The 11,545-nt window shown below is 45.9% G+C and carries 13 protein-coding genes; 6 read left to right on the top strand and 7 right to left on the bottom strand.

Annotated elements, in window-relative coordinates; genetic code table 11:
- Window positions 1–121: 121 nt before the first annotated feature.
- Entirely contained in the window at window positions 122–493 is a 372-nt protein-coding gene (locus ACP2WE_RS22155; RefSeq protein ID WP_425217704.1) for a VOC family protein, read from the bottom strand.
- 248 nt (window positions 494–741) lie between these two features.
- Between ACP2WE_RS22155 and cysK the strand changes: the two genes are divergently transcribed.
- The 4 genes from cysK to ACP2WE_RS22135 all read left to right on the top strand — a co-directional run bounded on the left by cysK (window position 742) and on the right by ACP2WE_RS22135 (window position 4,302).
- The gene (cysK, locus tag ACP2WE_RS22150; RefSeq protein ID WP_425217703.1) at window positions 742–1,737 is read left to right on the top strand and encodes a cysteine synthase A; all 996 of its coding nucleotides are present in this window, start codon (window positions 742–744) and stop codon (window positions 1,735–1,737) included.
- Window positions 1,737–2,600: a serine O-acetyltransferase gene (gene cysE / locus ACP2WE_RS22145; RefSeq protein WP_425217702.1), complete on the top strand. Its 864-nt coding sequence runs from the start codon at window positions 1,737–1,739 to the stop codon at window positions 2,598–2,600. Before cysK ends, cysE begins: the two co-directional genes overlap by 1 nt.
- 384 nt (window positions 2,601–2,984) lie before the next feature.
- The gene (locus ACP2WE_RS22140; protein ID WP_425217701.1) at window positions 2,985–3,470 is read left to right on the top strand and encodes a DUF7980 family protein; all 486 of its coding nucleotides are present in this window, start codon (window positions 2,985–2,987) and stop codon (window positions 3,468–3,470) included.
- A gap of 28 nt (window positions 3,471–3,498) precedes the next feature.
- Window positions 3,499–4,302 carry a sulfite exporter TauE/SafE family protein gene (locus ACP2WE_RS22135; protein ID WP_425217700.1) on the top strand — a complete coding sequence of 268 codons (804 nt, stop codon included), beginning with the start codon at window positions 3,499–3,501 and terminating at the stop codon, window positions 4,300–4,302.
- Window positions 4,303–4,372: 70 nt separating this feature from the next.
- On the opposite strand, the gene ACP2WE_RS22130 is transcribed toward ACP2WE_RS22135, so the two are convergent.
- The 4 genes from ACP2WE_RS22130 to ACP2WE_RS22115 form a co-directional block, all read right to left on the bottom strand.
- Window positions 4,373–4,816, bottom strand: a complete 444-nt coding sequence (locus ACP2WE_RS22130; RefSeq protein WP_425217699.1) for a YidH family protein — start codon at window positions 4,814–4,816, stop codon at window positions 4,373–4,375.
- 108 nt (window positions 4,817–4,924) lie between these two features.
- Window positions 4,925–5,539 (bottom strand): hypothetical protein, encoded by a 615-nt coding sequence (locus ACP2WE_RS22125; RefSeq protein ID WP_425217698.1) that lies wholly within the window; start codon window positions 5,537–5,539, stop codon window positions 4,925–4,927.
- A 32-nt stretch (window positions 5,540–5,571) separates the two neighbouring features.
- The gene (locus tag ACP2WE_RS22120) at window positions 5,572–6,219 is read right to left on the bottom strand and encodes a cadmium resistance transporter (RefSeq protein ID WP_425217697.1); all 648 of its coding nucleotides are present in this window, start codon (window positions 6,217–6,219) and stop codon (window positions 5,572–5,574) included.
- 43 nt (window positions 6,220–6,262) lie between these two features.
- On the bottom strand, window positions 6,263–6,991 hold the full coding sequence (locus ACP2WE_RS22115) for a cadmium resistance transporter (protein WP_425217696.1): 729 nt from the start codon (window positions 6,989–6,991) through the stop codon (window positions 6,263–6,265).
- Window positions 6,992–7,186: 195 nt separating this feature from the next.
- Here ACP2WE_RS22115 and ACP2WE_RS22110 point away from each other — a divergent pair, with 195 nt between their 5' ends.
- Window positions 7,187–8,104: a LysR substrate-binding domain-containing protein gene (locus ACP2WE_RS22110; protein ID WP_425217707.1), complete on the top strand. Its 918-nt coding sequence runs from the start codon at window positions 7,187–7,189 to the stop codon at window positions 8,102–8,104.
- A 20-nt stretch (window positions 8,105–8,124) separates the two neighbouring features.
- Here ACP2WE_RS22110 and ACP2WE_RS22105 read toward each other — a convergent pair whose 3' ends face one another.
- Window positions 8,125–9,147, bottom strand: a complete 1,023-nt coding sequence (locus ACP2WE_RS22105; protein WP_425217695.1) for a prohibitin family protein — start codon at window positions 9,145–9,147, stop codon at window positions 8,125–8,127.
- A gap of 328 nt (window positions 9,148–9,475) precedes the next feature.
- On the opposite strand from ACP2WE_RS22105, the gene ACP2WE_RS22100 reads away from it, so the two are divergent.
- Window positions 9,476–10,747: a tetratricopeptide repeat protein gene (locus ACP2WE_RS22100; protein ID WP_425217694.1), complete on the top strand. Its 1,272-nt coding sequence runs from the start codon at window positions 9,476–9,478 to the stop codon at window positions 10,745–10,747.
- Here the strand turns inward: ACP2WE_RS22100 and ACP2WE_RS22095 are convergent.
- The gene (locus tag ACP2WE_RS22095) at window positions 10,729–11,535 is read right to left on the bottom strand and encodes a phosphate/phosphite/phosphonate ABC transporter substrate-binding protein (RefSeq protein ID WP_425217693.1); all 807 of its coding nucleotides are present in this window, start codon (window positions 11,533–11,535) and stop codon (window positions 10,729–10,731) included. The two genes, ACP2WE_RS22100 and ACP2WE_RS22095, sit on opposite strands and share 19 nt — an antisense overlap.
- Window positions 11,536–11,545: the final 10 nt, after the last annotated feature.

Raw genomic sequence — 11,545 nt, 5'->3', positions numbered from 1 at the left:
TGGAGTTTCTGGAAAATCATTATTGTCAATGTCAATTTTGGTTAATTGATCATTGCTCTTTTGGCAGTTTGTGCCAAGCACCTGCTGCCTTTTTTTCTTTTTCTAGTCCAAAGTCCAGTAACTAAGCGTGATAGGTGAGAATTTCGATGCGGTTGCCACCAGGGTCGCGGAGATAAAAGCGATCGCAGCCTGCAATGGGTTGGCGATCGGGGATAATCTCAACTTTAAGGGATTGTACGTGTTGCCGAAAGGCCTCTAAATCCTCAACTTCAAAGCCAATATGCCGTCTGGTCAGAGCATTATGAGTTTCTATTTCAGTCGCGATATGAACTTGCGTATTGCCTAGTTGATACCATGCACCTGCGAGAGTTTGTAGTCCAGCAGGTTTTGGCAGTTCGGGCAATCCTAGTACCTGACTGTAGAAAAAGCGCATAGCATTCTCTAGTTCGGGGGTTGAAGTAACTTGAATATGGTCGATTGCCTTAAGCCACATGTTCTTTTTCGCCTAGCTCTGCACTAAATTGTTAAATTACTCGATCGAGACTTGCCAGAAAGCCCCTAATTTTCACGAAAGACATACGAAATAGTCTCTATAAAATCATAACTATAAAATCGTTCATTTAAGATACATTAAATACATAATACTCAGGGATTTACCGTAGTATATTGAAATTTGAGCCTTAAAGTTGCAATAAAAATGCAACGAGGCAGTCTGCTAGTAACTATTGAAGGAGCAAAGCTATGCGAGTTGCAAATGATGTAACAGAGTTGATCGGGAAAACCCCCCTCGTGCGGTTAAATCGCATTCCTCAAGCCGAGGGCTGTGTAGCTGAAATTTTAGTGAAGCTAGAAGGGATGAATCCAGCAGCCTCAGTCAAAGACCGAATCGGAGCCAGTATGATTCAGGCGGCAGAAGAGGTGGGATTGATTCAGGCGGGGAAAACGATTTTGGTCGAACCCACCTCTGGCAACACGGGCATTGCTCTAGCTATGGTTGCTGCTGCCAAGGGCTATCACTTAATTTTAACGATGCCAGAAACCATGAGCTTGGAACGGCGAGCCATGCTCAAAGCCTACGGCGCACAGCTAGAGCTGACTCCAGGCAGTGAAGGCATGAAAGGAGCAATCCGTCGAGCCGAAGAAATTGCTGCCTCAGTTCCAAATGCTTTTATGCCACAACAATTCGCAAATCCCGCCAACCCCAAAGTCCATCGTGAGACCACTGCCGAGGAGTTATGGTCAGATACCGATGGTGCAATTGATTTCCTCGTTGCAGGTGTAGGTACAGGAGGCACGATTACTGGTGTTGCAGAGGTAATCAAACAGAGGAAGCCGACATTTCAAGCGATCGCTGTAGAGCCAGTCAATAGCCATGTTTTATCTGGCGGTCACCCAGGGTCTCATAAAATCCAAGGTATCGGCGCAGGATTCGTTCCCAAGGTGCTGCGTGTGGATCTGATCGATGAAATTATTCAGGTTGCCGATGAGGATGCGATCGCCTTTAGTCGCCGCTTAGCTAGAGAAGAAGGATTATTGTCAGGTATTTCTTCGGGTGCAGCCTTATGGGCAGCGGTACAACTTGGTAAACGTCCAGAGAATGCGGGGCGTTTGATTGTGTTGATTCAACCTAGCTTTGGCGAACGCTATCTCAGCAGCGTTTTGTTTAAGGACTTACCTAATATTGAGGTAGCTAACCTCAATGGTTCGCTTTCTATCCCTGTAGCAGCGGCTGTCTAATGGATACAATCAAAAAACATTTAGCTTCTACAGCAACAGCAACTGAGGTAGATGAAAGTAGTTTGACCGTTAAACTTGACGATTCATACTTGCTAGAAGTAAATTTTCGTTCCGTTAAAACTAGCCCTCTCTCGGTTTTAATAGCTGATTGGCAAGCGATATACGATCGCGATCCGACGGCACGCAACTGGTTGGAGGTAATGTTTTACCCAGGTTTGCAGGCTCTCTGTTGGCATCGTGTTGCCCACTGGTTGCATGGCATCGGTATTCCCGTTGTACCGCGCGTGTTGTCGTACCTCAGCCGTTTCTTGACGGGGATTGAGATTCACCCTGGAGCTAAGATTGGTAAAGGCGTGTTTATCGATCACGGCATGGGCGTTGTGATTGGCGAGACGGCGGTTGTTGGTGACTATGTTCTCATTTATCAAGGGGTGACACTGGGAGGAACGGGAAAAGAAATGGGTAAACGCCACCCTACACTCGGCAATCACGTCATTGTAGGTGCAGGAGCTCTCTTATTAGGCAATATCGAACTCGGCGATCGCGTCCGCATTGGTGCAGGTTCGGTAGTGTTGAGACATGTCCCTAGCGACTCCACCGTGGTAGGGGTTCCGGGGCGTGTGACCAAAACTTCCAAGGCGAAAGAGTCAGCTAATTTACTGGGAAATGAGAGTTTACCCGATCCAGAAGCGGCAGTCATTCGCAGCTTGTTTGAGCGTATTAAGTCTTTGGAGCAGCAGGTTGAGGCTTTGCAGACTCAGTTACCTCTAAATAATATTCATGAAAGTCAAAAATACCTCGAAGGTGCAACGACAAATTCTAATGAGATGATTGAAGAGTTTCTACATGGGGCTGGAATTTAGAGAAAAGGTACGAGTTCTAAACTCGCAATTTCATTTTTGCTAAGCGATGTCCGTACTCCAGTACTTCGTAATCGCTAATTGGAATAATTTCGTCGATCCAATTCAGTGATGTCGTGGGCAATTCGCATAGGCTTTCGCTAAATCTACGACTGATTAGAGTATTTATCGGTCATGAAATCTAGAATTCCACAGAAATAAATATATAAATGGCAAGCGCAAATTTGTTGCATGGGCTAGAGTTCAGGCGATCGCGCCAACAATTTACCGAGTTTTACACACAGCAAAAAAACTGCGATTACTTAAAACAACGGTAAACACAGAGAGATTCTGTACTTTAAAGGTGCTAGAATAGTGTCCGACAAATTGAAACAATGATTAATTGAGATGCAAATTGTTAGTGAGACACAATTAAAACCGCCAGAAGCCGATCGGGGGTTTTCTGAAATCCCCACCAAGATTTCACCTACTGGAATTCTGGCTGGTCTTGGCGTTAAGAAGTTGAGGGGGCTGTTGTTGCTTGGGCTTGGTTACTTACTTTCACCCCTATGTTGGTGGAACGATCTGATTTTTAATTTACCGATCGCCTACGGCTTTGGTTATGTCTGTGGTTTATTTGCACCAGATTTATTTTTCCCGAGCGCGATCGCTGGCTATTGGCTCTCTAACCTTGTCGGGATCCTGTTGATCCAAATGGGAGCCACAGATGTCGTTCAGAAACGCTCAAAAGAGCGAAATTTCAAAATAGAATTGCGGAATGGCTTGATCTCATCAACAGCTTATACGCTAATTGTTCTGGGACTAATTCAATTCAACATTGTGGATATCTCAGCGATCGATCTCAGTTCGTTTTTACCAGCCGCTGCACTTTAATGAGCTGACGAAAGCAAACTAAACTCCTATGAATGAATTACTGCTGCCATTTTTGAGCTTTCTGATTGGCATCATCGTCGGATTAACGGGCATTGGTGGAGCTTCGCTGATTACACCTATGCTAATTTTTGTATTTCAGGTTCCTGCTTCAGTGGCAGTCAGTTCCGATATTGTGGCAGCCACATTGATGAAAATCTTTGGCGGGTTCAGTCACTGGCGACAACAAACCCTCGATCTGACTATTGTTAAATGGCTGGCATTTGGCAGCGTACCAGGGTCGCTATTTGGGGTAGAAATTCTACATATTCTCAGAGTTTCCAGCGGATTCGATCCAGATTTGTTTTTGCTCCATGCGATCGGGGTGATGATTTTATTCGTGACCCTAGCGGGACTATTGCAGATTGCCCTTTCAACCCTCGCACCAGAGTTTCAAATGGCGTCATTCCCTAAGTTAGATCTAAATACGGGTTTGGGGCGTGTGGGTGCGATCGCTTTGGGAATGGTACTTGGCTGTATGGTCGGTATGACCAGCGTCTCTTCGGGTTCGCTGTTTGCACTGGTGCTGATAGCCTTTTTTCAACTTGACTCGCGTAAGCTGGTGGGAACAGATTTAGCCCAAGCTGCTATTCTGCTATTCTTTACTTCTCTCGGACATCTAAGTCTGGGCACAGTCAACTGGGGAATCATCCTACCAATTTGGCTCGGGTCGATTCCGGGGGTACTTTTAGGTTCCAAACTCTGTCAAATTGCCCCACAGAGATTGCTGCGAGTACTGATCTACGCGCTTTTAATCGCAGTCAGTTGGAAGCTCATCTTTAGCAATCCAATTTAATTTCTGAATGTAGAATATCCGAATGTAGGGGCAATTCACGAATTGCCCCTACATCTGCCATCTAACTACATTACTCTGGAACCATTAAACCTGTGGGGTCTAGGGAAACGGAGAATACATAGTAAAGCACTCCTGCGGCGAGAAGTGTAATCATCAGACTGAAGAGAATTACCCAGCGATCGCCCGGTTCGTAGGTGTCGTCATCAATATCGTTGCGAACGGCAAAGTAATGCTGTGTCGATAGCCATATGGTTACTAAGCCAATCAGAGAAAAGAATAGCCCCAGTTTCCAGCCATTGCCCGGATTCGGTAAAAGGGGTGGGCGCAAAATCCGCAGCCGCACTACCACAACGCCAATGCCCATTAACGCAATGCTCGTACGAATCCATGCTAAAAAAGTGCGTTCGTTGGCAAGGTGATCGCGGACGCGGTTAGGATTGCGCAGTTTTGCCCGTTCTGACTTTTGTTTCTTGCTTGTTTCGTCTTTTTTGAATCTAGCAAATAATTCGTTCATGATATCCAATACAACTACATCTCACACAACGAGTAAATATAGACAACCCCGATCCCATAAAGAATCGGGGTCAGGAAGAATACAAAATCTCAGATTTAGCAGCGATCGCTAATCGTTCCCCTCAGTGGGTGCATTAGGAACCCTTGCATCAATTTCTGATTGTGACACATTTGGAATAAACCATGTAGTCTCTTCAGACTTTACTAAGCTTACAGGGGTATTAAATGCGATCGCACCCGTTTCTGGATTTGCTTTAACAATGAGTTTTGTCCCATCCACAATTTTGGCAACGGCGGGGGCAGTTACCTCCAGATCGCTGACTTTTGCGTCACTGGGAATATAGATGCCATCGCAGTCCCACTCAGGCTTTGTCGTTTGCCCATCTGCTAAAAAATAAAGGTTGATCGGGCGATTGGACTTCAACTTCTTACGCTTAGAGCCATAGACACCAAGGGGTTTTCCAGTTTCGTTCTGGCACTGTCCCCAGTTTACGCCTGTTTCTAGGGCATATTTTTGAAACTCTAGGGCAGTAATTTTCTGGGCAGTTTCCTCACTGGGCGTAGCTTCAGTTTCCTTTACTTTTTGGAGTTCGGTGAGGCTATTGACGATCTGAATATAGTCAGGATTTTCTGTGTATGGAATTCGGTCTGCAAGAGAAGGCGATGCGATCGCAAGGTTCAATAAAACGAATAGACTGACAAAGATTAATTGAAAAGTTTTCATTGTTTTCTCCTTTGAGAATAATTTGTTGACAATCAGGAAGCAAATATGGGCAAGAGTTTGTATGTTTCGCTTTCAAATAAAATATAGAGACCCAATCCCATCAACACATAGGGAACAACCGACTTACCGTAACGGGTTAAAACATTGGCTAGCGGTGCATAGCGAGTCAGATGGTGGGCGACATAGCACCACACAGCCACAAGCAGAAAAAACGTAGATAAAGTCACGCCTAACCCCACAAAATTAGTACTCGCGAAGAGGGGAATATAGGTTCCAATATTGTCTCCTCCATTCGCAAAAGTGACTGCGGCAACATGATAGGTCTGAGGAGCCAGAAAACTAGCAAGGGGAGATTTGGTATAGAACTGAGAAGATGTGGTCTGCACATGATTTTCATGTTTTGAGTGGCTAACGAGGGTGTGAATGCCGATCGCGATCGGCATAAATCCTAAAAGACCGATCCAGGATCTTGATATGACCAGACCTCCAAAAAAACCTGGTAGACTGAGCAAAATTAGCGCACCAAAGCCAAGGTACTGTCCGATCAAGATGTGTTTAGGACGAAAGGTGGGGCTAACTTGGCTATAAAAGATCGTGAGAATAATGAAGTCATCAATATTTGTAGCCACGAAGCAGGTAACTGCTGCGACGATTACTTTAGCTAACCAACCAATATGCATGCTGCAATCCTCTCAATACATCGTCCTACAAAGGTAGGATCGATTATCTCAGCCAATTTCTTGCTAGTTCTAAAACCCTCTCGCTGCTTTTACTTAAATTAAGTAAACTCAGACAAATTGCCATAAGCGCCAGCACCGTCAAACTTGGAGATTCTAAGGTGTGGCTGTCAATCAGTATCAGCATGCCTAACCCAATCAAGACAAAGGGTACGAGGTAATTTCCATAGCGAGTCAGTCCTTCCGCGATCGCGGGTAGCTGGGTCAAGCGATAGGCTACATAACACCACACTCCTACTAAAGTAAAAAAAATGACAAGAACTATCGAGAGGCTAGCTAAACTGCAATTCGCAAAAAGAGGCACATAGATGCCAATGTTATCTCCACCATTCGCAAAGGTAACGGCTGCCACACTATAGACCTGCGGGGATAGCAAGCTTGACAACCAAGAATTGTTGAGATCGGGTTCTCTTGCAATTGCTGGTTCGCTAGATTCTTCCTCATCCCAATCGAGCAAGCGACCGATCCCAATGGCAATGGGAAGAATTCCCAACATACCGAGCCAAGGACGAGGCATTAAAAAGCTGCCCAAAAATCCAGAAAGACTGGCGATCGCGATCGCGGTAAACCCTAGATACTGACCGATCGCGATATCTCGCCGCCGAAAAGTGGCGTTTACCTGCGAGAAAAACAGAAGCAGAATCACAATATCATCCAAATTTGTGGCACAAAAGGCAGTAAAGCCAGTGGGAATTGCAGTGATTAATGCGTTCATGGTTATCGGTGATTGGTTATCGGTGATTGATACGATTGAACCCATGACTAGAAGCATATAGGACAGAATCAATAGGAACAAATGTTCTTTTTTGTCATAACCATAAGTTAAAGCAATCAATCTTGCACGAATGGATACTCCATCTATTTTTTTGTTACGGTACGGTAAGGATTGTCTTTGCTCCGTTCTTACCTAATGACCCTCGATCAGTTACGCATTTTTTTAGCAGTAGCAGAACATCTCCACTTCACCCGTGCCGCCGAATTTCTTTACATTACGCAGCCTGCCGTCAGTGCAGCGATTCAAAGTCTGGAGTCAGAATATGGCGCGAAGTTATTCCACCGCATTGGGCGGCGCATAGAAGTGACCGAAGCTGGCTTACTTTTGCAAGTAGAAGCACAAAAGATTCTCGATCAAGTGGCGCTGACAGAAAGAGGGCTGCGCGAATTAAATAATCTGCAACGAGGCGAGCTAAAGTTAGGCTCAAGCCTCACGATTGGAAACTATTGGCTACCTTATAAGATCAGTAAATTTCAGCGTCAATATCCCCAGATTTCTGTCAGTTGCACCCTTGCGAATACCGAAGAAATCTGCGAAGGGACAGCAGCAGGCTTATTCGATCTGGGACTAATTGAAGGCGAAGTCCAACCATCGCTACAGGATGTTTTAGAGCAAGAAGCGATCGATCGCGATCGCATGAGAATCGTGGTTGGCAAGTCCCATCCTTGGTTTCAACGCATGGAGGTTTCAGTGGATGAATTGAAGGAAGCAACTTGGGTGATGCGCGAATCAGGCTCTGGTTCACAACAGGTGTTTGAACGCGCATTGCAATCTTGGGGCATCGATCCGCGATCGCTAAATGTAGTGTTGGTCTTAGCCAGTGGGGAAATGATCAAAGCGATCGTAGAAAGTAGTGAGGTGGCTGCGGCAATTTCTGAACTGATGGTTGCCAAAGAAATGCACCTTTCTATACTGCGATCGATCCAGATCGTAGATAATCGCCAAGGCAGTGGAAAACCCCTCGAAATTGTGCGCCCGTTCTTAAAATTAAAGCACAAGGAACGCTTCCAGACTCGTCTCTCGAAAACCTTTGAGGAGATGTTGAATGCTTAGGATTAAGGATTGCTATAAGGCTATTTGCCGATTGCCATTGGATGCCTTCCGTTTGGTTGGCTCAAAGATGGCAAGATGGAATTTGCTGGATTGTTCGGCAGGAATTTACTCAAATCCAATAAACTAGTACTCTTATCTCCCATCACAAGCGGTAGGTTGCCATTCCATTTATCGACAATTTGCTTCTGAATTAAATCAGGCGTTAATGTCTGCTGTATGATTCTTTGGGCTTCTGCTTCACCTTTCGCCAAGTTTACTTTTGCTTCTGCTTCCCTCTGGGCTTTTAGGGCAATAAATCTAGCCCGTTTCGCCTCTTGTTCCGCAATTTGCTTTGTCTCTACAGCATCGCTAAACTGTTGCGAAAAATGTACGTGAATGAGAGAAATATCATCCACAGCAATGTGATAGGCGCTCAAGCGATCGCTGAGGGCGCGATCGACCCCTGCTTTTACTTCTTCCCTTGTGGTGATAATTTCTTCGGCTGTATACTTTGCGATTATTGCTTTTAGTACCTCTTCAACCGCTGGCTGAATAATTCGCTCTACGATCGCTTGCTCATTTCCAATTTGCTGGAAAATTACATTCGCTTTTTCTGGAATAATATGCCAATTGAGGGCGATATCTGCAAACACATCTTGTAAATCTTTAGAGGAAGCCTCTGCAATAATCTGTTGCTTCTGCACCCGCACGCTTAGCTTTTGCACGGAATGAATTAAAGGCACTACAAAATGAATGCCTTCATCTAAGATCTCCTGCTGCACGCGACCAAATTGCATTAATACGCCACGTTCGCCCGCCCCCACGATCGCAAAGAAATTCACAACAATGGCGATCAGACAAAAAAAGATAGCAATACGGCGAGCAATCTCTATATCGGCAGTCTTCCGAATCGGCTTTGCGATCGGGGTTTTGAAATTTGCCGCTAAAACGGATGTTCCGTTTGAGGTTGCGCTGGGGGAACTGTCTGATTTGATGCTTAGCTCTGCTATCTCACCATTTAAAGGCGTAGCGTTTATTTGACTTGGGGGTTCCTCTGTCAACATAGATCGACCTAGAGCGAGATGAATAAGTTGAGGCAGTAGTGTCGATCTTAAAACACTCGTGGAACGAATCTACAGTAACCCCAAGTACATATTGTAATACCAATTAGAACGGCAAACGAAGTTGTATGTATTTTATAGCACTTGACTTTAAGTTATTACTGGTCTTAATCTACGGTATGTCCACAAAGATGCCGTAGATTTTGCAAGGCTTTCTAATTTCTAACTTTCATCGGACTTACGCCGCCACTTATGTGCCAAAAAGCAATTTTGTTGGGCGGGCGTAAGACCCGATTTATTTCCTTAAAACTAGACCGTGAGAAATATTTTTATGCTTAAAGATGCACAAGGACTCGATGTAACAACAGATTCCGAACAAGCGATCGCAGCGATCGCTGCCCATGTCGAGCAATGTCTGTGTTACAGAGATCGGGCTGAGTCCAGCATCCTCCAAGCCGTTGCTGCCGATCCTACCTGCATTTTGGCAAACGCCCATGCTGCTGCCTATTATCTCGCTCAAGAGAATGCCGGCAGCCACCAACAGGCACTTTCTTATCTCAATGAAGCCCAAAAACGTCTAAAGCGCGCCAACGAACGGGAAAGACTTTACGTTTTGGCAACCGAAGCCTGGGCAGGTGGAAAAATCGATTGGGCGATCGCCTGCTGTGAGGAACTCGTCGTGAGATTTCCCCGTGACATCTTGGCAGTGCAACGCGGTCAATATCATTACTTTTATATGGGCGATCATGCCGCATTAATGGGTATTGCAGGAAACGCTTTAGTCGCCAATCCCAATAATACCTACCTTCTGGGCATGTTGGCATTTGGACTGGAACAATGCGATCGCCTCTCAGAAGCCGAACGCATCGCCCGCTTTGCTGTCGATATGAATCGCTACGATCCTTGGGCGCATCATGCGGTGGCACATGTGATGGAAACACAAGGACGCTATGAGGAAGGCATTGTCTGGATGGAAAATCTTGCCGATGTTTGGGAAGACTGCAATTCGATGCTCTATACCCATAACTGGTGGCATGTGGCGCTCTTTTATCTGGCAAAAGGTGACAGCGCTAAAGTCCTCTCTCTCTATGACGATCGCATCTGGGGTAGGGCTCAGAAAAGTTCTCCCAAAGATCAGGTGGGAGCCATATCGCTGCTGCTGCGCTTGGAATTGAAGGGAATCGATGTCGGTAGCCGTTGGCAAGAATTATCCACCTACCTGTGCCCCCGCATCCACGAACATGCGTTACCCTTTCAAGATTTACACTATGTTTATGCACTTGCCCGAGCGAATCACCTCGATTTGGCTAGGGAGATGATATCGAGTATGGAAGCCCATACTTTAACCGTCCAGCCCTGCCTTCAAAAAGCATGGCAAGAGGTGGCTCTACCCGTGGCTAAAGGTGCGATCGCCCATGCCATCCACGATTGGAAAAAATCCGTCAGAGAACTCAAACCTGTTCTATCTCGCCTGCACGAAGTGGGGGGTAGTAAAGCACAAAGGGTCTTGTTCGAGCAGATTTATGCGGATGCTAGCAAACAAGCTATGCTCGAAGGTGGTCGATACTTTTATCCTCGCCATGCTCAAGCGATCGCTTCATAACCCACTGCAATTGCGGCATCATAGGCAAGGGCGATCGGAGCGTAATCCGTTTCTGCGACCCGTGCATAGGAACGGATTTTTGCTTGGGTCATGGCTGCCTGCAATTCTGGATCGGGATATAGCAAGATCGCCTGCAATTGCGCGATTGTATCAGCTTCCAAGCGAGGTGATGCCACGATCGGCGGCATGGGAGAAGGGATAGAATCAATTACTCGCAAGGACTTTGCCAGTTCGGATGAATGCCGCAGCTCTTCTTCTAATACAACACTATCGAGCGCGGCGCAGTCAGCTAATCCTGTGGCAATCCACTGTAGCGATAGCTGGTGAGAACCCGATGGCTGCACAGAACCAAAGAATCCATTTGTGAGATTGCGCTGAATTAGTTGATAACGCAATAGGTTGTAGCCACTATTAGAGCCAGCATCGTTATAACAAAATCTGGTTCCCTTGAGGTCAGCGAAAGTAGATAGATGGCTGTCAGTATGGACGACGATATCCGCAAAATAGATCGGTAAATTTTGATAGCGATCGCCTTGCATCACAGGAGCTGCTAGCAACTGAAGCGGTCTGGCAGCTTGGCGGTTGTGTCTGAGTAGAGGCAGTCCGCAGAGAAAGGCTAAATCCAGTTGGTCGTTCTGTAGTAATGGGTCGTCAAGCGGATCGCAGCTTCCCTCGATAATTTCTACTTCTACATAGCAATGACGGCAAATCGCTCTGGCAACGGCTTGATAAAACCAAAATAAGTTCGGTGACAGATAGGAAACAATTAGAAACTTACCTGTGAGCATAGTGGAGGAA

This window comes from Tumidithrix helvetica PCC 7403, assembly GCF_965232925.1.
Classification (GTDB): domain Bacteria; phylum Cyanobacteriota; class Cyanobacteriia; order Pseudanabaenales; family Pseudanabaenaceae; genus Tumidithrix; species Tumidithrix helvetica.
This window is presented reverse-complemented; position numbering and strand designations above follow the sequence as displayed.